The organism is Promicromonospora iranensis, assembly GCF_028994775.1.
Taxonomy (GTDB): Bacteria; Actinomycetota; Actinomycetes; order Actinomycetales; family Cellulomonadaceae; genus Promicromonospora; species Promicromonospora iranensis_A.
In genome coordinates this window covers 40,701-62,544 of record NZ_JAJQMN010000008.1, presented here as the reverse complement: position 1 = coordinate 62,544, position 21,844 = coordinate 40,701, and the positions used below count along the sequence as shown (strand labels likewise).

Sequence of the window (21,844 nt, the reverse complement as noted above, 5' to 3'; positions counted from 1 at the left end):
GGGCCGGCGGTCAAGCATCCACCGACGGCCCCGGGGTGACCCGGGGCCGCTCGGAAGCTACTACCAGCGGTAGTGCGCGAAGGCCTTGTTGGAGTCGGCCATCTTGTGCATGTCCTCGCGGCGCTTGACCGCAGCACCGAGACCGTTCGACGCGTCGAGGATCTCGTTCATGAGACGCTCCGTCATCGTCTTCTCGCGACGAGCACGCGAGAAGTCGGTGAGCCAGCGCAGCGCGAGCGTGGTGGCACGCGTGGGGCGGACGTCGACCGGCACCTGGTACGTGGCACCGCCGACGCGGCGGGAGCGGACCTCGAGCGCAGGACGGACATTGTCCAGCGCACGCTTGAGCACGACGACCGGGTCGCCGTCGGTCTTGGCACGAACGCCCTCGAGAGCGCCGTAGACGATCGCCTCGGCGGTCGACTTCTTGCCGTCGAGCAGGACCTTGTTGATCAGCTGCGTGACGACCGGGGACCCGTACACCGGGTCAACGATGAGCGGCCGCTTCGGGGCCGGACCCTTGCGGGGCATCAGCTCTTCTCCTTCTTGGCGCCGTACTTGCTCCGACCCTGCTTGCGACCCTTGACACCCTGGGTGTCAAGCGCGCCGCGGACGATCTTGTACCGCACGCCCGGGAGGTCCTTCACACGGCCGCCACGCACGAGCACGATGGAGTGCTCCTGCAGGTTGTGGCCGACGCCGGGGATGTACGCGGTGACCTCGGTACCGGAGGAGAGCTTCACACGCGCAACCTTGCGGAGCGCGGAGTTCGGCTTCTTGGGGGTGGTGGTGTACACGCGAGTGCACACACCGCGCCGCTGAGGGGAGGCATGAAGGGCCGGCGTCTTGGACGCCGTAACCTTCGAGGTACGCCCCTTGCGGACGAGCTGCTGGATCGTAGGCACTACGTCTCCGTCGTCTTCTTGAGCTTCGGCGACGCCCTGCCGGCGTCCCCGTCGATGGTCTTGGCTTGTGCGTGCCGATTGCATGCGGCACCCACAGCCCTCACGGGGACTGCTGCGCCACTTACCACCGGCTCGATGGCCCGGCTCCACCATCAGGGCACGACGTGCCCCGGAGGATCTCGCCGGGATGCCCACGCGCTCACATCGGCCGCTTCCGAGGCCACCTTGCGGCGGCTTTCAAGAGATGCGGCCCGACGGCGCGGGCACGAATTCTAAGAATACCCACGTGTTTACGGGGGGTCAAAACGAATCGGGTGTGAGATGCACCCGAAGAGCCGCGAAGTAGAGCGCCTGTCCGGCTTCCGCACGGGACGAACCCGTGCGGAGCAGGACAGGCGCTCTACCTCGCGGTCAACGGATCGGGATCAGCGGAAGTCGCCGAGGTCCAGGTCCTCCAGCGGGATCGCCTCGCCCGAGCCCATGCCGAGCGTCGGGAAGTCGATCTCGTCGTAGCCGAAGCTCGGGTAGAGCTCGGCCTTGGCCTGCTCGGTGGGCTCGACCTCGACATTGCGGTAGCGGGGCAGACCCGTACCGGCCGGGATGAGCTTACCGATGATGACGTTCTCCTTGAGGCCCAGCAGCGGGTCACGGCGACCGCTCATCGACGCCTCGGTGAGCACTCGGGTGGTCTCCTGGAAGGAGGCCGCCGAGAGCCACGAGTCGGTGGCGAGCGAAGCCTTCGTGATACCCATCAGCTCCGGACGGCCGGCGGCCGGCTGGCCACCCTCCGACACGGCCTTGCGGTTCGCGTCCTCGAAGCGCATGCGCTCCGCGAGCTCACCAGGCAGCAGCTGCGAGTCACCCGAGTCGAGCACGGTCACGCGACGCAGCATCTGCCGCACGATGACCTCGATGTGCTTGTCGTGGATGTCCACGCCCTGGCTGCGGTAGGTCTCCTGGACCTGGTCCACCAGGTGCGTCTGCGTGGCACGCGGGCCGAGGATCCGCAGCACCTTCTTCGGGTCGACAGCACCCTGCACGAGCTGCGTGCCCACGGTGACGTGGTCGCCGTCCGCGATCTTCAGGCGTGCACGCTTCGTGACCGGGTACTTGATCTCCTCGCCACCGTCGTCCGGCGTCAGCACGAGGTGACGCGTCCGCTCGGTGTCCTCGATCGTCACGCGACCCGTGTACTCCGCGATCGGCGCCTCACCCTTGGGGGTACGGGCCTCGAAGAGCTCGGTGACACGCGGCAGACCCTGCGTGATGTCCTCAGCGGCAGCCACACCACCGGTGTGGAAGGTACGCATCGTCAGCTGCGTGCCCGGCTCACCGATCGACTGCGCCGCGATGATGCCGACGGCCTCGCCGATGTCCACGAGCAGGCCCGTGGCCAGGGAGCGGCCGTAGCACTTCGCGCAGGTACCCACGCGGGACTCGCACGTCAGGACCGAACGGACCTTGACGCTCTCGATGCCCGCGGCGATCACCTGGTCGATGATGACGTCGCCCGCGTCCGAACCGGCGGTCGCGATGACGTTGCCGTCGGCGTCCACCACGTCGGTCGCGAAGGTACGCGAGTAGATGCTGGTCTCGACACGGTCGTCCGGGACGAGCGAGCCGTCCGGGAGCTTCTCGGCGACCGGCAGCGTGAGGCCACGCTCGGTGCCGCAGTCGTCCTCGCGGATGATGACGTCCTGCGAGACGTCCACCAGACGACGGGTCAGGTAACCCGAGTCCGCCGTACGGAGAGCCGTGTCGGCCAGACCCTTACGGGCACCGTGCGTCGCGATGAAGTACTCGAGGACGGACAGGCCCTCACGGTAGTTGGACTTGATCGGACGAGGGATGATCTCGCCCTTCGGGTTCGCCACGAGGCCGCGCATACCGGCGATCTGACGGACCTGCATCCAGTTACCACGAGCACCCGAGCCCACCATGCGCATCACGGTGTTGCGCGCGTTGCTCTCGAGGTTGACCCGCATGGCCTGTGCGACCTTGTCGGTAGCCTGCGTCCAGATCTCGATGAGCTCCTGACGGCGCTCGTCGTCGGTGATCAGACCCTTGTCGAACTGCTGCTGGACCTTGAGGGCCCGAGCCTCGTGCTCGTCGAGGATCTCCGCCTTGGCGGTCGGCGCGGCGACGTCGGAGATGGCGATCGTGACACCGGAACGCGTGGCCCAGCGGTAGCCGGCGTCCTTCAGCGCGTCCAGCGCCGCGGCCACCTCCACCTTCGGGTAGCGCTCGGCGAGGTCGTTGACGATCGTCGACAGGCGCTTCTTGTCGGCCACACCGTTCTCGTACGGGTAGTCGACGGGCAGCGCCTCGTTGAACAGGTACCGGCCGAGGGTGGTGTCGAACAGGAGCTGCTGCCCCGGCTCCCAGCCCTCGGGCGCCTCGAAGTCCTTCAGCGGCGGCACCAGGTCCGACATCCGCAGCTTGATCTTGGCGTTGATGTCCAGTTCGCCCCGGTCGAAGGCCATGATGGCCTCGGCCACGGAACCGAACGCACGGCCCTCGCCCACGGCGCCCGGACGGTCGCTCGTGAGGTGGTGCAGACCGATGATCATGTCCTGCGAAGGCATGGTCACCGGACGGCCGTCCGACGGCTTCAGGATGTTGTTGCTCGAGAGCATGAGGATGCGGGCCTCGGCCTGCGCCTCGGCGCTCAGCGGCAGGTGCACCGCCATCTGGTCACCGTCGAAGTCGGCGTTGAACGCGCCGCACACGAGCGGGTGCAGGTGGATGGCCTTGCCCTCGACGAGCTGCGGCTCGAAGGCCTGGATACCCAGGCGGTGCAGCGTCGGTGCACGGTTCAGCAGCACCGGGTGCTCCGTGATGACCTCTTCGAGCACGTCCCAGACCACGGGACGGGTGCGCTCGACCATGCGCTTCGCGCTCTTGATGTTCTGCGCGTGGTTGAGCTCCACGAGCCGCTTCATGACGAACGGCTTGAACAGCTCGAGCGCCATCTGCTTGGGCAGACCGCACTGGTGCAGCTTGAGCTGCGGGCCGACCACGATGACCGAACGGCCCGAGTAGTCGACACGCTTACCGAGCAGGTTCTGACGGAATCGACCCTGCTTGCCCTTGAGCATGTCGGAGATCGACTTCAGCGGACGGTTGCCCGGACCCGTGACCGGACGACCGCGGCGACCGTTGTCGAACAGCGAGTCCACGGCCTCCTGGAGCATCCGCTTCTCGTTGTTGACGATGATCTCCGGCGCGCCCAGGTCCAGAAGCCGCTTGAGGCGGTTGTTCCGGTTGATGACGCGGCGGTACAGGTCGTTCAGGTCCGACGTCGCGAACCGGCCACCGTCGAGCTGCACCATCGGGCGCAGGTCCGGCGGGATGACCGGAACGGCGTCGAGCACCATCGCGGTCGGCGAGTTCGTGGTCGTGAGGAACGCGTTCACGACCTTGAGGCGCTTGAGGGCACGGGTCTTGCGCTGGCCCTTGCCCGAGCGGATCGTCTCGCGCAGCGACTCGGCCTCGGCCTCCAGGTCGAAGTTCTGGAGGCGCTGCTGGATCGCGTTCGCGCCCATGGCCCCCTCGAAGTAGGTGCCGTAGCGGTCCTGGAGCTGCCGGTAGAGCATCTCGTCGCCCTCGAGGTCAGCGACCTTGAGGTTCTTGAACCGGTCCCAGACCTGCTCGAGGCGGTCCAGCTCCTGGTCCGCACGCTTGCGGATCTGAGCCATCTCGCGCTCGGCGGAGTCACGCACCTTGCGGCGCGCGTCGGCCTTGGCACCCTCGGCCTCGAGCTCGGCCAGGTCGGCCTCGAGCTTCTGGGCGCGGGTGTTGATGTCGTTGTCCCGGCGGTCGGAGATCTCCTTCTTCTCGAGATCGATCTCGTTCTGCAGGTTCGGCAGGTCTTCCTGGCGGGCCTCGTCGTCGACCGACGTGATCATGTAGGCCGCGAAGTAGATGACCTTCTCGAGGTCCTTCGGGGCCAGGTCCAGCAGGTAGCCCAGGCGGGACGGCACACCCTTGAAGAACCAGATGTGCGTGACGGGTGCGGCGAGCTCGATGTGGCCCATGCGCTCACGGCGCACCTTGGAGCGCGTGACCTCTACGCCACACCGCTCGCAGATGATGCCCTTGAAGCGCACGCGCTTGTACTTGCCGCAGTAGCACTCCCAGTCGCGGGTCGGACCGAAGATCTTCTCGCAGAAGAGCCCGTCCTTCTCCGGCTTGAGGGTGCGGTAGTTGATGGTCTCTGGCTTCTTGACCTCACCGTGCGACCAGGCACGGATGTCCTCGGCCGTGGCGAGGCCGATACGCAGCTCGTCGAAGACGTTGACGTCGAGCAAGATGTCCTACTTCCTGAAGTTCTCGAAAACCCTCGTGGTGTCCGGGTCCGCGCCCGGTGTCCAGGTCCGCGCCCGGTGTACGGGCGCGGACCGGTGTCAGATCTCGTCGACGCTGGAGGCGGCGTTCGGCCGCCTCGAGAGGTCGATGCCGAGCTCCTCAGCAGCGCGGTACACCTCGTCGTCCGACTCCTTCATCTCGATGGAGACACCGTCGCTCGAGAGCACCTCGACGTTCAGGCACAGCGACTGCATCTCCTTGAGGAGGACCTTGAAGGACTCCGGGATGCCCGAGTCGGGGATGTTCTCGCCCTTGACGATCGCCTCGTAGACCTTGACACGGCCCGGGACGTCGTCGGACTTGATGGTGAGAAGCTCCTGGAGCGTGTACGCGGCGCCGTACGCCTCGAGTGCCCAGACCTCCATCTCACCGAACCGCTGACCACCGAACTGCGCCTTACCACCCAGCGGCTGCTGCGTGATCATCGAGTACGGGCCGGTCGAACGCGCGTGGATCTTGTCGTCGACCAGGTGGTGCAGCTTCAGGATGTACATGTAGCCGGTGGAGACGGCCTCCGGGAACGGCTCGCCGGAGCGACCGTCGAACAGCATCGCCTTGCCGTCCTGGTTGACCATGCGCTGGCCGTCCCGGTTCGGCAGGGTCGCCCCGAAGAGACCGCGCAGCGCGACCTCCTCCAGACCGTCGAACACCGGCGTGGCGACAGGGCGGCCCGGCTCGCTCGTGTGAGCGACGTCGGGGAGGCTCTGCAGCCACTCCCCGCCCTTGTCCTCCGCCAGCGAGACGTCCCAGCCCTGCTTGGCGATCCACCCGAGGTGGGTCTCCAGCACCTGGCCGACGTTCATTCGGCCCGGCACACCCAGCGGGTTCAGGATGACGTCGACAGGCGTGCCGTCCTCGAGGAACGGCATGTCCTCCTGCGGGAGGATCTTCGAGATGACGCCCTTGTTGCCGTGGCGGCCGGCCAGCTTGTCGCCGACCGTGATCTTGCGGCGCTGCGCGATGTAGACACGCACCAGCTGGTTCACGCCGGCGGGCAGCTCGTCGCCGTCCTCCCGGTTGAACTCGCGCACCGCGATGACCGTGCCCTGCTCGCCGTGGGGAACCTTGAGCGAGGTGTCGCGCACCTCGCGCGCCTTCTCGCCGAAGATCGCGCGCAGCAGGCGCTCCTCCGGGGTCAGCTCGGTCTCACCCTTCGGGGTGACCTTGCCGACCAGGATGTCGCCCGCGCCGACCTCGGCACCGATGCGGATCACGCCGCGCTCGTCGAGGTCCGCGAGGACCTCCTCGGAGACGTTCGGGATGTCCCGCGTGATCTCCTCCGGGCCGAGCTTGGTGTCGCGAGCGTCGACCTCGTGCTCCTCGATGTGGATCGAGGAGAGGACGTCGTCCTCCACGAGGCGCTGCGACAGGATGATCGCGTCCTCGTAGTTGTGGCCCTCCCACGACATGAACGCGACCAGCAGGTTGCGGCCGAGCGCGAGCTCGCCCTCGTCCGTGGCCGGGCCGTCAGCGAGCACGGAGCCGACCTCGACCCGCGCACCCTCGTCGACCAGCACGCGCTGGTTGTAGCTCGTGCCCTGGTTCGAGCGGACGAACTTGTGCACGCGGTACGAGCCCGTCGTGCCGTCGTCGTTCGCCACGAGCACCAGGTCGGCCGAGACCTCGGTGACCACACCGGGCTTGGTCGCCACGATGACGTCGCCGGCGTCGACCGCCGCACGGCGCTCCATGCCGGTACCGACCACGGGGGCCTCGGACCGGACGAGCGGCACCGCCTGGCGCTGCATGTTCGCACCCATGAGAGCGCGGTTGGCGTCGTCGTGCTCGAGGAACGGGATCAGGGCAGTCGCGACCGACACCATCTGGCGCGGCGAGATGTCCATGTAGTCGACCTCGGCACCCGGGATGTCGTTGGTCTCGCCACCCTTGGTGCGGACGAGCACGCGGTCGAGGACGAAGGTGCCGTCCTCGAGCAGCGGCGTGTTCGCCTGCGCGATGATGTAGCGGTCCTCGTCATCGGCCGTCAGGTACTCGATGTTGTCGGTGACCTTGCCGTTCTCGACCTTGCGGTACGGCGTCTCGATGAAGCCGAACGGGTTGATGCGACCGAACGACGCGAGCGAACCGATCAGACCGATGTTCGGACCCTCAGGGGTCTCGATCGGGCACATGCGGCCGTAGTGCGACGGGTGGACGTCACGGACCTCCATGCCGGCGCGGTCACGGGACAGACCACCCGGGCCCAGCGCGTTCAGGCGACGCTTGTGCGTCAGCCCGGCCAGGGGGTTGTTCTGGTCCATGAACTGCGACAGCTGCGACGTGCCGAAGAACTCACGGATCGACGCGACGACCGGACGGATGTTGATCAGCGTCTGCGGCGTGATGGCCTCGACGTCCTGCGTGGTCATGCGCTCACGAACGACGCGCTCCATGCGGGACAGCCCCGTGCGCACCTGGTTCTGGATGAGCTCACCCACGGCGCGGATACGGCGGTTGCCGAAGTGGTCGATGTCGTCGACCTCGACGCGCACCTCGACAGGCTCGCCGTTGCGCATCCCCGAGAGGATCTGCTTGTCGGCGTGCAGGGCGGCGAGGTACTTGATCGTGGCCACGACGTCGGTCAGCGACAGCGTGGACTCGGCCAGCTGTGCGTCGACACCGAGCTTCTTGTTCGCCTTGTAGCGGCCGACCTTCGCGAGGTCGTAACGCTTCGGGTTGAAGTAGAAGTTCTCGAGCAGCGCGCGACCGGCCTCGACCGTCGGCGGCTCACCCGGGCGGATCTTGCGGTACAGGTCCACAAGAGCCTCGTCCTCGGTGTGGACGTGGTCCTTCTCGAGGGTGTCCAGCACCGACGGGAACTCGGCGAACTCCTCGCGGATCTCCGCCTCGCTCATGCCGAGAGCCTTGAGCAGCACCGTGACGGACTGCTTGCGCTTGCGGTCGACGCGGACGCCGACGGCGTCGCGCTTGTCGATCTCGAACTCGAGCCAAGCACCGCGCGACGGGATGATCTTCGCGGAGAAGACGTCCTTGTCGCTGGTCTTGTCCGGGGTGCGCTCGAAGTAGACGCCCGGCGAACGCACCAGCTGGGAGACGACGACACGCTCGGTGCCGTTGATGATGAAGGTGCCGCGCGCCGTCATGAGCGGGAAGTCGCCCATGAAGACGGTCTGGCTCTTGATCTCACCGGTGGTGTAGTTGACGAACTCCGCGGTCACGAACAGCGGGGCCGCGTAGGTGAAGTCCTTCTCCTTGCACTCGTCCGCCGTGTACTTCGGCGGCTCGAAGCGGTGGTTCGAGAAGGAGAGAGACATCGAGGAGCCGAAGTCCTCGATCGGGGAGATCTCCTCGAAGATCTCCTCGAGGCCCGAAGTTTCCGGGACGTCATTACGGCCAGCCGCCTTGGCAGTTTCTACCCTGGCCTGCCAGGCTGGGTTACCAAGAAGCCAGTCGAAGCTCTCGGTCTGAAGGCCAAGCAGGTCGGGGACCTCGAGTGGCTCATAGATCTTTGCGAAAGAAACGCGACGGGAAGCGGTACGGTTCGCAATGGCTTCGGCGGACGGAGCTGAAGGGGTGCGCGAGGCAGCCAAGAGGGGTCCTTCCCTGCAGTTCGGGTGAACGCTGTACGCTCTGCGGTGCTGCAGGAAGCTCTGCCGGACTTCACCGGTCGCCGGAGGGCATCCCACAAGAGGGGATGCAACCAGGACTTTCGGGAAGCAGGGGGAGGCGTCGAGGGCACACGCGGGCGCAAAGCGCTAGCATACCTATCTCCCTTAAGTATGTCCAGTCGCCCTAGTACGTGCACGCCGAGAACGCAATACCCTTCGAATCGTTGCGTATCCGCACCGCGGTCGCACGTCGGCTGACCTGGGCGGACGCGAGAGGCCCGCACCCCGAGGGGTGCGGGCCTCTGCAGTCGGCGGACGGCGCCCGGGACGAGCCCGGGCCGCCGTCACACCAGCCCGAAGGCGGTGGAGCCTGAGGTCACTTGAGGGTGACGGTGGCGCCGGCGCCCTCCAGGGCGGCCTTCGCCTTCTCGGCGGCGTCCTTGTCGGCGCCCTCGAGAACCGGCTTCGGTGCGCCGTCGACCAGGTCCTTGGCCTCCTTGAGACCGAGGGACGTGAGCGCGCGCACCTCCTTGATGACCTGGATCTTCTTGTCGCCAGCAGCCTCGAGGATGACGTCGAACTCCGTCTTCTCCTCAGCGGCCTCGGCCGGCGCGCCACCCGCGGGGCCCGCGGCGACGGCTGCGACCGGAGCGGCAGCGGTGACGTCGAACTTCTCCTCGAAGGCCTTCACGAAGTCGGAGAGCTCGATGAGGGTGAGCTCCTCGAAGGCGGACAGGAGCTCGTCGGTGGAGAGCTTCGCCATGATGGCGTTCCTTTCAGTTGGCGCTTCGCGGACCGGTGCGGCCCGCGAGAAGCAGGGGGTTTTTGTTCTAGCGCTGTCGCCTGATCAGGCGGCAGCACCCTCCGACTCCTGCTTCTGACGCAGGGCATCGATAACGCGAGCGACCTGGGCGGGCTTGGCGGTGAAGGCGTAAGCAGCACGCGTCAGCGTGGCCTTCAGACCGCCGGCCACCTTGGCCAGCAGAACCTCGCGGGACTCGAGGTCCGCGAGCTTCGTGATCTCTGCCGTGGACATCGGGCGGCCGTCGAGCACGCCACCCTTGATGACCAGAGCAGGGTTCGCCTTGGCGAAGTCACGCAGTCCCTTCGCAGCCTCGACCGGGTCACCGGTCACGAATGCGATGGCGGACGGGCCCTTCAGGTCGGCGTCGAGACCCTCGACACCGGCCTCCTTGGCCGCGATCCCCGTCAGCGTGTTCTTCACCACGGCGTAGGTTGCGTTGCCGCTGAGCGACCGACGCAGCTCCTTGAGCTGCGCGACGGTGAGCCCGCGGTACTCGGTCAGCACGGCCGCGTTGGAGTCGCGGAACTTGCCCGCGATCTCTGCGACTGCGGCTGCCTTGTCCGGCCTCGCCATGGCAATCCTTCCGGTGGTGGTACCACCGTCCCCTGGGGCATACGCCCCGGGCGTGCCCCGGAAAATGAGAAAGAGCCCCGGCGCAGGTGCACGGGGCTCGGTTTGCGCGGCAGGGCCGCACTCGAGTTCGTCACCTGCGCAGGCCCCCGCTCTCAGCGGGACTTCGGTCTTCTTCTGCCCTGCAGGAGGGCAGCGTCCAACAACCGGCGGTCTTGGGTTACCTGAGAATCATACATGGCTACACGCGTGGTGCTACACGCGAGGGCGGTGGCCCGCGCCACACGCGGCCTGACGGCGGCAGCGCTCCGCCCCCACCGAACGTAGGCTCCGTCGCACTACCGGCCACCGAACGTAGGGTTGCTCGCCCCGTCAGAGCTCATCCAGCCACTACCCCTACGTTCGACACCCACGGGGCCAGGGCATCAGCGGGGCAGGCCCTCCAGGGAGCCGAAGCAGACCAGGGGGGCCGGATCCGGCTCGTCCGCGAGCGCCGCCGCCAGCGCCGCCTCCGGGTCGTCGGTCGCGCGGAGGTGGGCGTGGAACCGGGGCATCACGCGGGCGGCGACGGCGTCGGACAGCGGGGCGACCGCGGCGACGACGGCGCGGGCGCCGAGCCGCAGGAGGACGGCCGTCAGGCCCAGGACCTCGCCCCCGACGACCTGGGACGATCCGCCGACCTCGCATGCCGACAGGATCACGACCGAGCCGGGCAACCGGATGCCGTCGAGCTCGTGGGCGAACAGCGGGCCGTCGGCCAGGTCGATGGAGGCGAAGAGCGGGTTGTCGGCGTCGTGCCTGCCGTGGGTCGCCAGGTGCACGATGTCGTGCGTGGCGAGGGCCTCGCGCACCGCCGTCGTCGTGGCGGTGGAGCCGGTGAGAACGGTTGCGCCCGGCCACACCGTGCCCACGGCCCGGACCTCGCTCGCGCCGAGCGTCACGCCGCGCCCGTGTGCGGCGAGGAGCCGGTGTCCCTCCCCCGGCCGCGGGTGTGCCCGGCCGCGCGCCGCGTAGGAGCGCATGGTGGTGCGCTTGCCCCGGCGGGACGGGAGCGCGGTCCAGGGCACTCCGACGAGCGGGTCCCGGCCGATGACGTACAGCGGGCCGTCGGCCGCCAGGGGTACGGCGAGGACCTCGTCGAGCGCACGCAGGTTGCGGGTCAGGGAGCGCCGGGCGACGGCGCGCAGGGCGGTGGGTACGAGGTCGTTGGCGCACACCCCGAGATCGGCACGGGCGCGCAGCACCCGCTCGGCGACGTCGGCCCGGGTGCCCAGGTCCACGATTCGCTCGCCGTTCGCGTCGAGACGGACGCACCGCAGGACGCCGTCGATCACCAGGAAGTTGGCGACCACCGCTCCGTCGTCGCGGGCGGACAGGAGCGCGCGTACGTCCGCGACGGTGGCGGGACGTTCCTCGGCCGCGGCCTCGTCGGCGCCCGTACGGTGCCATGCGCGTTCACGGGCGGTCGCCAGGAGCCTGCCGGACCGCTCGAACAGGTACGCACGCTCGGCGGCGCTCTCCTGCTCCGTGAGGGTGCGGGCCCGGACGACGAGACCGCGGGCCTCCGTGACGAGCGCACGCACGGCGGGGTCGTCCGGCGCGGCGGCGCCGCCCACTCCGGCGAACGTGGCGCGGCCGCGTTCGAGCGCCTCGAACAGGGCATCAGGTCGGCCCGTCCGGACGGCGGCCTCGACGTCGGTCCGCTGGAGGTCGACCCCGTGCGCCGCGGCGGCCGTCACGGACTCCACCGAGCCGAGGCCCACGCGGTGGTCGGCGAGCAGGCTGAGTCCCGCGCGCACGGCGGCGATGCCCTTGTCCCGGTCCCCCGACGCGAACGCGATCTGGGCGAGCACGGTCTGCTGCTGGATCCGGGTGCTCAGCGGGGCGTCGGCCACGCGGTCCGGGAGGTTGTCGAGGACGGCACGGGCGGCCGCGACGTCGTCGGCCAGGACGTACCACTGCGCGGCGACGAAGCGCGCGGCCAGCCCGGGGTGCTGACCGAGGAGCGGGTCGACCTCGTCGCCGGCCTCCGCGGCCTGGAGCGCCTGCTCGGCGCGGTGGCGCGCGTCGTCCGGTACTGGCGCCTCGCCACGCCGGATCGGCAGGAGGATCGCCTCCAGCTCCGCGACGTGTGCGACCGCAGCCCGCTGCGGGTGGCCCACGCCGGCGTAGTGCCGCCGGGCGACGGCCGCACTGGCACGGCCCTCGTCCCATCGGTGCAACGCCATGAGGCAGCGCGCGCGGAAGTACTCGGCCTCGGCGCGGTGCGGCGCCCGGCCGGGGCCGGTCATGCGCGAGATGGCCTGGGTGAGCACGCGCTCGGCGTCCTCCAGCAGCCCGGCCTCGTAGAGGACGGCGCCGCGCCCGATCTCCAGGAGGCCGTCGTCCCGCTCCGGATCGACGGCGCGGGCCGCAGCCATGGCCCGCAGCGCCCCCGGCAGGTCGCCGAGCGCGTAACGCACGAAGCCGGTGTTGTGCAGGGCGAGGGAGGCGACGGCGGACAAGCCGGCCCGCATCGCCTTGTCGTGGCAGACGTCGAAGTCCCGGAGTGCCGAGTCGAGCCGGCCCAGCTCGATTGCGGTGGCACCCCGGTTGAGCAGCGCCGCCGCGAGGTCACGGGCGGGGAGCTGCGCCGGGTCCGCGAGCACCCTGTCGAAGGCGGCCATGGCGTCGAGCTGCCGGCCCGCACGCTGGAGAAGCAGTCCGCGCGTCCCCTCGATGACGGCCGCGAGGCGCGCCCGGACCGCCGGCGTAGTGGTCTCGGTGCGGGCATCGGCGTCCTCGAGGATCGCCAGCGGCTTGTCGAGCGTGTCTTCGACGGCCTGGACGGAAACTGCCTCGCCCGCCAGCGAACGGACCATGCCCTCGGTCCAACGCTCGTGGTCGGCGGCCTCGAAGGCGGTGGGGTCCATGACCCGGAGCCGGTCGAGCACCTGCCGGAACCGCGGCAGAGCATCACCCGGCCGCGAACGGGAGTTGAGCTCCCGCGCGGCCAGCAGCTCCGCCTCAATTTCCGGCCACATGTCGCCCCCGGTTGCCTTTTCCGCGCCCTCACGCGCGTCAGGCGGGACACGCTAGCGGGGTGCGTGGCCTGATGTCACCGCCCTTTCCGACGCCGCAGGTCAGGAGCTCGGGCCGGGCGAAGGTGTCGGCGATGATCGGGATTCACCCGTTCAACGTCATGCGGTGGCGAGGCCTTCGACCGAGCTGAAGCACACGAGCGGCACCGGCTCGGCGACGTCCTTGAGGGCTGCCGCGAGCGCAGCCTCCGGATCGTCGGACTCCCGCAGGTGGGCGTGCAGACGCGGCATGACGCGGGCGGCCAGCTCGTCGGAGAGCTTGGCGACCGACGCGATGACGGCGCGGGCGCCGAGGCGAAGGAGCACCGAGGTGAGGCCCAGGACCTCGCCGCCGAGCACCTGGGTGGAACCGCCGACCTCGCACGACGACAGGATCACCACCGATCCCGGCAGCGGTGTCCCGTCGAGCTCGTGGGCGAACAGCGGGCCGTCGGCGAGGTCGATGCTCGCGAAGAGCGGGTTGTCGGCGTCGTGCTGACCGTGGGTGGCGAGGTGCACGACGTCGTGCGTGGCAAGGGCGGTGCGGACGTGCTCGGTAACGGCGTGCTCCCCGGTCAGCACCGTTGCGCCCGCCCACTGCCGGCCGACGGCGTGGGCCTCCTCGGTGCCGTGCTTCACGCCGGGGCCGGCCGCTGCCAGGAGTCGGCGTTTGCCGCTGGGGCGGGCGTGGGTGCGGCCCCGGGCGACGTACGAGTTGACGGCGGTGCGGAGGCCGCTGCGCGAGGGAAGCGCGGTCCAGGGGACGCTGAGCAAGGGCTCCCGGGCTACGACGTAGAGGTCACCGTCGGCGCGAAGGGGCGCGAGCAGGATGTCGTCGAGGACCTTGAGGTTGCGGGCGAGGGAGGCGTTGGCGGCTGCGCGCAGGGGCGCCGGGATGAGGTCGTTGGCGGCCATGGCGAAGTCGGCGCCTAGGCGGCGGACGCGTTCGATTGCGTCTTCTGACGATCCGAACTCGATGGTCGTCACCACCCGAGCGTCCACTCGAACGCAGCGCAGGACGCCGTCGTGCACCAGGAAGTTGGCCACGACCGCGGCCTCGTCACCACGCTCAGAGAGGAGACTGCGCAGTTCATGGGCTGTCACAGGCCGCTGTACCCCGCCCGCGTTGCCCGCATGCCGCCAGGAACGCTCACGCACCTCGTTCTGGATCCGATGTGCGCGGCGGGTAAGGCGTTCACGCTCCTTGGCGCCATCCGCATCTACCTCACGAGCCTTGGCCAACAGACCCCGCGCTTCGGTAAGGAGTGCGGCGGCTTCCGGGTCATCCGGCGGGGTGACCCGGCCCGTGCCAGCAAACGTGGCACGACCTCGCTCCAGCGCGTCGAACAGAGCCGAAGCCCTTCCGGTGCGAGCGGCCGCTCCTACATCGATGCGCGTCAGGTCCACACCATGCGTTGCGGCGGCCGTCACCGACTCGACCGAACCCAACCTGCTGCGGTGGTCCGCAAGCAAGCCCAAGCCTGCCCGGACCGCACGGAGTCCTTTGGCCCGATTACCCGCCGCGAATGCCAACTCCGCGTGTGCGGTGTAGTGCTGGATCCGCATCGTCAACGGAGCACTCGACATGCCACGCGGCAGTTCTTGCAACGTGGCACGCGCGGAGTCGAGGTCCCCCGCGAGGAGAAACCACTGCGCGGCTACCAAGCGCGCGGCGTGACCAGGGTGTTGGCCGAGGACCGGTCCGGCCGCGTCGCCCTGACGAGCGGCGGCGAGCGCCTGGCCCGCTCGGCGTCGCGCCGCCCCTCGGGAGATCGGCCCAGCCCGCCGGGCAGGCGCGAGGGCGGCTTCGAGTTCTAGCACGCGCGCCAGCACTGCGCGGGGTGCATGGCCAGCTGCTTCGAAATGCCGGCGAGCCCGACCAGCCACACGCTGCGCCTCGTCAAAACGCTTCAACGCGAGCAAGCTTCGCGCCCAGTAGTGTTCGGCCTCGGCGCGCTCTGGGCGGAGCCTGGATTCTGCTAGCTCGGGCACTGTCCTACCGAGCATCGTCTCGGCATCCACGACCAGCCCCGCCTCGAAGAGCACCTCCGCGCGACCCAGGTTCTCGATCCCCCGCGCGCCGTCCGGGAGGAGGCTGCGCGACTCTTCCATAGCGGTCAAGGCACCCGGGAGGTCACCGAGAAGGTGGCGCACGTAGCCAATATTGTGCAAGGCCGATGCCTGGGTCACGCTGCTTCCGGCGAGCGCCGAGCGATCTCGCGCCACCTCGTAGTCTCGCAACGCATCATGAAGCCGGCCCGACTGCGACACCGCAAAGCCTCGGTTCAGGTGGTCGATAGCGAAGCTGCGATGGTCGTCCGGGGCATGGGACCTGATCGAGTCAGAGATGTGTTCGGCGGCCTCGGAGAATTTTCCCACTCGAAGCAGTAGCACCCCGCGCTGCCCTGAGACCAGTCCGACCAGGTTGGACCTCACTGTGTCCGGTGCACATGCCGCACTGGCCGCAGCTCGTTCAATGTGCATCGAAGCGGCATCGAGATCCCCTGAGATGCCGAACTCCGCGACGGCGAGTCCGAGCCAGCAGCGCGTCGTAAGACGCGAGTGTTCCTCCTGCGCTGCGCGATCCACGACGTCAGTGACTGGAAGGTCGGACAGCAGCGCACGAAACTCCTCGGCTGCCTTCGCCGGTTCGTATTGTGCGTTCCATCTTCTGGCGGCTTCATAACGCTCGCCCAGTGCTGCCAGTCTCGCGTCCACGGTGCGCCTCCAACACGACATGGCGACAGCGCGCCTAGCAGGTCACCCTGCCATGGCTGGCACCTCCACGTACAAGTCGCCGACCGCGGCCACCGCGTTCCATGCGGCCGCCACACGTGCCGAGATACCGTCGCTGGGCCCGTTGCCGCCTTCGGTGGTGGCCACCCGTGCAGCAAGCACGGCCCTGGCCAGCTCACCCGCGAGTGTAGGCGCCGCGAAAGACGTGCCGCTCCACGTGCCGAATCCACCCACAAAGTTGTCGGGATCAAGCGACTGTCGGAGGCCATCGCCGCTCCTCCACGGCTCCTGCGCGCCGTCGAAGGTCGTAGGCATCGAGCTCACGACGCGAACGCCGTTCCGCACAGCCGTCACCCATGGGCCGTCGTTGCTGAAGTCAGCGAGCGATCCATCCGGATTCATCGCTGTCACCGCCAGCAGTGGCGTGTAGTCGGGTCGGACATCCGCAGGATCCCGCGGTACGACTCTCCCCTCCGTACGGTGGACCTTCGGTGCCCACGCCGCCGGGTAGGTCGGCCTGGCGGAGCCATCGTTACCGGCTGAGAGCACGACCAGAACACCCACACGGCGCAGATCCCGCAGGCGCCCGCGCAACACACCGTCGTAGTCGTCATCGTCCTCTGGGTGCTCGGCATAGAACCCGGCGCTCAGCACGACGACATCGACGGGGTGGAATCCCTTCTGCCCAGCAATGCCGCGCAGGTGGTACTCGAGAAGCTTCTCAAGCGTACGTGCGAGGTCCCACTCGCTGACCCGCCCGTCCCCGCCGAATACCCGGACCGGCAGAATTGCAGCGTCGGGACATACCTGGTGCACGACGCCCGCGATGAACGTGCCGTGCCCTGCGTAGGTGTCAAGCTCGTCCGCACGGTCACGACGGCGGCCGCGTACCTCGCAGTCGTACAGTGGCTCGTCCTCAGCGCTCGTGCCGAGGGGCTCTCCGTCCACCATCGCGTCCCGGATCACGATGTTCCCGGCTTCCTCGAACCAGGGATGCGCGCCAATACCCGAGTCGAGGACCGCGACGACGGGCCGAGCAACCCCGGCCGCGGTGACGAAAGGTGTCGTGCCTTCCGCGTGTGCGCGCAGCGGCGCGGGGCCCAGGAAGCTTGCGGGTGAACGCGAGCTAGGAGGCCCGTGCGGCTCCCACTTCTGGTGCCCGACGACGAGGTGGTCCAGCGAAACCCGTGAGCGGTCGTCCTCCGCCAGTACCTCAGCGACCTCGTCCATGAGGTCCCACGCGTCCCCGTCTCCGACGCTGTCCTCGCCTGCCGCCACTTGGAACACAACGCCATGCCGGGAGTCGAGTGGGTTCTCCCCCTCCCGTGACGCCGCCAGTTGCAAAGCAACTTCCTCGATGGCCAGGCCGCGTGCCTGTGCGCGATCACGAACTGCGGCCATGACGGCGTCCTCGCCGTCAGACCGTCCACGAACGATCAGGCGGTCGGAAACATACTGGGTCGGCATCACGCGACCGCCACGACGCGACGTGACCTCCGCCGGGTCCAGGTCCCTCGCCGGGCGCCACGTCCCGAAATGGTCTCGGACGCGCAGCTCGGACTCGGGCATGGGCTCACTCACAGCAGTACCTCTCCATCGATAGGCGCACTCGGCTCACCCCGCCGCGCCCCCACAGCCGGGTCAGGTATCCAACAGGTCAGAAATTCAAAGTTCGATGACGGGGGTGCTCACGGCACCGCCACCGCCATCGGTGCGGCGCACCACCAGGCTCGCGCGGCCTCGTTCGACGGAGTCGAACGAGAACCGGCCGTCCTCGTCGGAGGCGACCGTGACGACGTCGGCCCCCGGTCGGTGCAGCTCCACGTCGAGGCCTGCCGCCGGAGCGGCCCAGCCGTCGATCCGTACCCGGCCGCCGGCGGACGGGGACAGGCTGATCATGACGGTCAGCGAGTCGTGCGTGAAGGTGATGGTCTTCGCCTCGGCGGGCGCTGTGTCGTCAGCACGCGCTGCCGCGGCGGCCCCCCGGACGCCGGCGAGCGGCGCGTCGAGGTAGACCGCCTCCATCAGGTCGGCCTCCAGGCCGGCCAGGGTGACCGCGAACAGAGACCGCTCGACGAGGTCGCTCGGCACCGGGTCCATCGCATCGACCAGCTGGGCAAGACGGGTCAGCACAGCCCCGTCGTCGGCGTCGAGCATGCCCTTCGGGTCGAACGAGAGGTCCCCCACGGCCTCTTCGTCCTTGTTGGGTTCCGGCGTCAGGTCCACGAGAAGTCCCCCTGCTCGTCGAGGATGGTGCGCAGCTTCGCCAAGCAGCGTCCACGAGTTGAGCCGATGGAGCCCATCGGCATTCCGATCGCCGCCGAGATGTACCGGTAGTCCGGCCGGTCGGCGAGCGAAACCAGACGCAGCAGCTCTTGGCAGCGTCCGGGAAGTTTCTGGAGCGACATCCACAGGAGGCGGTCGCGTTCCTCGCGCAGCACCTCGTCGTCCGGCAGCGGATCCTTCGCAGGAAGGGCCATCGGGTGCTCCGGGCTGTCGTCCGGGAGCTCGGTGCGGCGCTTCTCGTCGTCACGGTGCTTGCGCACGACCTCCCACGCGGCGCGCTTCGCCGTCACCAGGAGCCACTTCAGCACAGCCTTGGGCTCCGCGATCGAGTCGGCGTGACGGACGAGGGCCACCCAGGTGCTCTGCACCACGTCCTCGGCGGCGTCGTGATCGACGCCCTGCGCGCGGACCGTGTGCCAGAGCAGCGGCGTCGCCTCGCGGACCAGATCACCTAGTGCCTGGTGGTTGCCCTCGCGGTACTCGGTCAAGGCGATCGCAGCGCGATCGCCGAGCGTGAGCCCGGGCCCGTCGACATCGGGCAGGGCCTCCCTTGATCCTGTCATTGCACCACGGGATTCTCTGCTGGCGGATGTTTCCACGTTCGAAACCGGACGTGGACCACTTGGACCAGCCGAGTCTACGGCCGACACTGCAGATCCGGGGAGATAGAAGACTGTGCCCACCTGGCACTCCCCCTCTCCTCGACGCGTGTCGGCACGATGCCGCTCACCAGACAAGAGGGGCGAACACCAGGTTCGATACATACTGCTGAACCCAAATCAAAAAGGCCCGCACCCCTTGTCGGGATGCGGGCCTTCTCGCGCTCAGGAGCGCTCGGTTCAGGCCGAGACGTCTTCCAGGAGCTTGGTGGTCTTGCTCTGGTCCAGCGGGATGCCGGGGCCCATCGTCGTGGTCATGGTCGCCTTGCTGATGTAGCGACCCTTCGAGGACGACGGCTTGAGGCGCAGAACCTCGTCGAGCGCGGCCGCGTAGTTCTCCAGCAGCTGGACCTCCGAGAAGGAGGCCTTGCCGATGATGAAGTGCAGGTTCGCGTGCTTGTCGACGCGGAACTCGATCTTGCCGCCCTTGATGTCGGTGACAGCCTTGGTCACGTCCATCGTCACGGTGCCGGTCTTCGGGTTCGGCATAAGACCGCGGGGGCCCAGCACCTTACCGAGGCGACCGACCTTGCCCATGAGGTCCGGCGTGGCGACTGCCGCGTCGAAGTCGGTGTAGCCGGCGGCCACCTTCTCGATCAGCTCGTCGCCACCGACCTCGTCGGCACCGGCCGCGCGGGCCTCCTCCGCCTTGGCGGCGTTGGCGAACACGATGACCTTGGCGGTCTTACCCGTGCCGTTCGGCAGGTTGACCGTGCCGCGGACCATCTGGTCCGCCTTGCGCGGGTCGACGCTCAGCCGGAACGCGACCTCGACGGTCGCGTCGTACTTGACGGTGGCGGTCTCCTTGGCGAGACGAATCGCGTCCAGCGGCGCGTAGAGCGTGTCGCTGTCGATCTTCTCTGCGGCGGCGAGGTACGCCTTGCTGCGCTTTGCCATGTTTCTCTCTCCTTGTGGTCGTAGCGGGCCCGTTGGCCCTGCCACTGCTGGTGCCCGACGACGTCCGCCGGTCACCTTGCCCTGTCGGGCTTCGTCGTGAGCGCGATCTCTCGCGCCCGGTACAGGCGCAACGATCGCGCTCACGACAACGGGATCACTCCGAGACGGTGATGCCCATGGAGCGGGCGGTGCCCGCGATGATGAGCGAAGCGGCCTCGAGGTCGTTCGCGTTGAGGTCCGGCAGCTTGGTCGTGGCGATCTCGCGGACCTGGTCCTTGGTGATCGACGCGACCTTGACCGTGTGCGGCGTCGCGGAGCCCTTGGGCACGCCGGCGGCCTTCTTGATCAGCTCGGCGGCCGGCGGGGTCTTCGTGATGAAGGTGAACGAGCGGTCCTCGTACACCGTGATCTCGACCGGGATGACGTTGCCGCGCTGCGACTCGGTCGCCGCGTTGTACGCCTTGCAGAACTCCATGATGTTCACGCCGTGCTGACCCAGTGCGGGGCCGATCGGCGGAGCCGGCGTCGCTGCGCCGGCCTGGATCTGCAGCTTGATGAGGCCGGAGACCTTCTTCTTCGGGGGCATGCTTGTCTACCTTCTGTTCGGTTGGGCCGACGCCGTGGGCGATGACCCGGTTGCAATGCTGGGGCCGACTGCTCAGATCTTGGCGACCTGGTTGAACCCCAGCTCGACCGGGGTCTCCCGGCCGAAGATGGAAACGAGGACCTTGAGCTTCTGGGCCTCGACGTTGATCTCGGAGATCGAGGCGGGCAGCGTGTCGAACGGACCGTCGGTCACGGTCACCGACTCGCCGACCTCGAAGTCCACGTGGACCGGGGCCTTGCCACCGGTCGTCGCGCCGCCACCGGCGGCGGCAGGCTGGCCGCCCTGCGAGGGCTGCGGCAGCATCGACGGCGCGAGCATCGAGAAGATCTCGTCGAGGCTCAGCGGCACCGGCTGGTGCGTGTGCCCGACGAAGCCCGTGACGCCCGGCGTGTGCCGCACGGCGCCCCACGACTCGTCGGTCAGGTCCATGCGCACGAGGACGTAGCCGGGGATACGCACCCGGCTCACGATCTTCTTCTGCGCGTTCTTGATCTCGGCGACCTCTTCCATCGGAACCTCGACCTGGAAGATGTAGTCCTCCATGTTCAGGCTCTGGATGCGGTTCTCGAGGTTGGTCTTCACGCGCTTCTCGTAGCCGGCGTACGAGTGGATGACGTACCAGTCACCGGGCTGGCTGCGGAGGGTTCGCTTGAACTCCTCGACCTCGTCCACGATGACGTCGCCGTCGGCGTCGACGGTGCGCTCGTCGGTGGCTTCGCCCTCGACCTCGCTCTCGTCCGTGGTCTCGGCGTCGGTGTCGGTGTCGACCGGAGTCTCGGCGTCCGCAGGCACGTCAACGTTCTCGGCGTCCAGGGGCGCGTCAACGGCGGCCTCGTCACCGTCGGACGGCGAGACGTTCTCCGTCTGGTCCAGAGAGTCCTGGGACACGAAACGAACCTGCTTTCTCTTCGTGCGCCGGGGCTGCGCCCGGCACGGGTGTGCGTACCTCTACGAGCTGTGTTCGCCCATTGTCGCGCGAAAGTGCCGCGAAGGGACAATCAGCAACAGGCGAGAACGATCACAGCGAAGTACTGCGCAGCGTGCCCCATCTGCTTGTCCGGCGCACCCGGACCGACGCCGACCGTGGTCGGGGCCGTCTACGGCTGCGTCGACGTGCTGTCGCGGAAGAGCCGAATCAGGCGAAGACCCAGCCGGCGAGCATGCCGAACCCGTAGTCCAGCACCACCACGAAGAACATGACGACGACCAGGAAGACCAGCACCACGGTCGTGTACGTCATGAGCTCGGAACGCGTCGGCGAGACGACCTTCTTGAGCTCGGCCACCACTTGGCGCACGAAGAGCGCGATTCGGGCGAAGATGTTGCCGCCGCCCTTGTTCGGACGCTCCGCGGCGCTCTGGATCACCTCGGTGTCGCTCACTG

Annotated in this window: 15 protein-coding genes; all 15 read right to left on the bottom strand. The window is 68.4% G+C overall.

The features are described 5' to 3' along the window. Positions 1-60: 60 nt before the first annotated feature. Complete coding sequence (gene rpsG, locus LUU90_RS15995) at positions 61-531, bottom strand: 30S ribosomal protein S7 (RefSeq protein ID WP_020016110.1); 471 nt, start codon at positions 529-531, stop codon at positions 61-63. Next, a complete protein-coding gene (rpsL, locus tag LUU90_RS15990; RefSeq protein ID WP_108492305.1) occupies positions 531-905 on the bottom strand; it encodes a 30S ribosomal protein S12 in 375 nt (124 codons plus the stop codon). The genes rpsG and rpsL overlap by 1 nt, the downstream gene beginning before the upstream one ends. A gap of 425 nt (positions 906-1,330) precedes the next feature. Beyond that, positions 1,331-5,215 (bottom strand): DNA-directed RNA polymerase subunit beta', encoded by a 3,885-nt coding sequence (locus LUU90_RS15985; RefSeq protein ID WP_275004529.1) that lies wholly within the window; start codon positions 5,213-5,215, stop codon positions 1,331-1,333. A gap of 96 nt (positions 5,216-5,311) precedes the next feature. Next, the gene (gene rpoB, locus LUU90_RS15980; protein WP_275004527.1) at positions 5,312-8,824 is read right to left on the bottom strand and encodes a DNA-directed RNA polymerase subunit beta; all 3,513 of its coding nucleotides are present in this window, start codon (positions 8,822-8,824) and stop codon (positions 5,312-5,314) included. A gap of 394 nt (positions 8,825-9,218) precedes the next feature. Further along, positions 9,219-9,605 carry a 50S ribosomal protein L7/L12 gene (rplL, locus tag LUU90_RS15975; RefSeq protein WP_182620554.1) on the bottom strand — a complete coding sequence of 129 codons (387 nt, stop codon included), beginning with the start codon at positions 9,603-9,605 and terminating at the stop codon, positions 9,219-9,221. Between the two features lie 84 nt (positions 9,606-9,689). After that, the gene (gene rplJ, locus LUU90_RS15970; protein WP_275004525.1) at positions 9,690-10,220 is read right to left on the bottom strand and encodes a 50S ribosomal protein L10; all 531 of its coding nucleotides are present in this window, start codon (positions 10,218-10,220) and stop codon (positions 9,690-9,692) included. A gap of 422 nt (positions 10,221-10,642) precedes the next feature. Next, on the bottom strand, positions 10,643-13,240 hold the full coding sequence (locus LUU90_RS15965) for a CHAT domain-containing protein (RefSeq protein WP_275004524.1): 2,598 nt from the start codon (positions 13,238-13,240) through the stop codon (positions 10,643-10,645). Positions 13,241-13,396: 156 nt separating this feature from the next. Continuing rightward, entirely contained in the window at positions 13,397-15,994 is a 2,598-nt protein-coding gene (locus LUU90_RS15960) for a CHAT domain-containing protein (protein ID WP_275004522.1), read from the bottom strand. Between the two features lie 42 nt (positions 15,995-16,036). After that, entirely contained in the window at positions 16,037-17,581 is a 1,545-nt protein-coding gene (locus tag LUU90_RS15955; RefSeq protein ID WP_275004521.1) for a S8 family peptidase, read from the bottom strand. Between the two features lie 96 nt (positions 17,582-17,677). Next, positions 17,678-18,238, bottom strand: coding sequence for a carboxypeptidase-like regulatory domain-containing protein (locus tag LUU90_RS15950; protein ID WP_275004520.1), 561 nt, complete (start codon positions 18,236-18,238; stop codon positions 17,678-17,680). Further along, positions 18,229-18,861: an RNA polymerase sigma factor gene (locus LUU90_RS15945; protein WP_275004519.1), complete on the bottom strand. Its 633-nt coding sequence runs from the start codon at positions 18,859-18,861 to the stop codon at positions 18,229-18,231. The genes LUU90_RS15950 and LUU90_RS15945 overlap by 10 nt, the downstream gene beginning before the upstream one ends. A gap of 276 nt (positions 18,862-19,137) precedes the next feature. Further along, complete coding sequence (gene rplA / locus LUU90_RS15940; RefSeq protein WP_275004518.1) at positions 19,138-19,854, bottom strand: 50S ribosomal protein L1; 717 nt, start codon at positions 19,852-19,854, stop codon at positions 19,138-19,140. A 154-nt stretch (positions 19,855-20,008) separates the two neighbouring features. Continuing rightward, on the bottom strand, positions 20,009-20,440 hold the full coding sequence (gene rplK, locus LUU90_RS15935; protein WP_275004517.1) for a 50S ribosomal protein L11: 432 nt from the start codon (positions 20,438-20,440) through the stop codon (positions 20,009-20,011). 72 nt (positions 20,441-20,512) lie between these two features. Next, entirely contained in the window at positions 20,513-21,349 is an 837-nt protein-coding gene (gene nusG, locus LUU90_RS15930; protein WP_275004516.1) for a transcription termination/antitermination protein NusG, read from the bottom strand. 247 nt (positions 21,350-21,596) lie between these two features. Beyond that, on the bottom strand, positions 21,597-21,842 hold the full coding sequence (secE, locus tag LUU90_RS15925) for a preprotein translocase subunit SecE (RefSeq protein ID WP_275004514.1): 246 nt from the start codon (positions 21,840-21,842) through the stop codon (positions 21,597-21,599). Positions 21,843-21,844 lie beyond the last annotated feature (2 nt).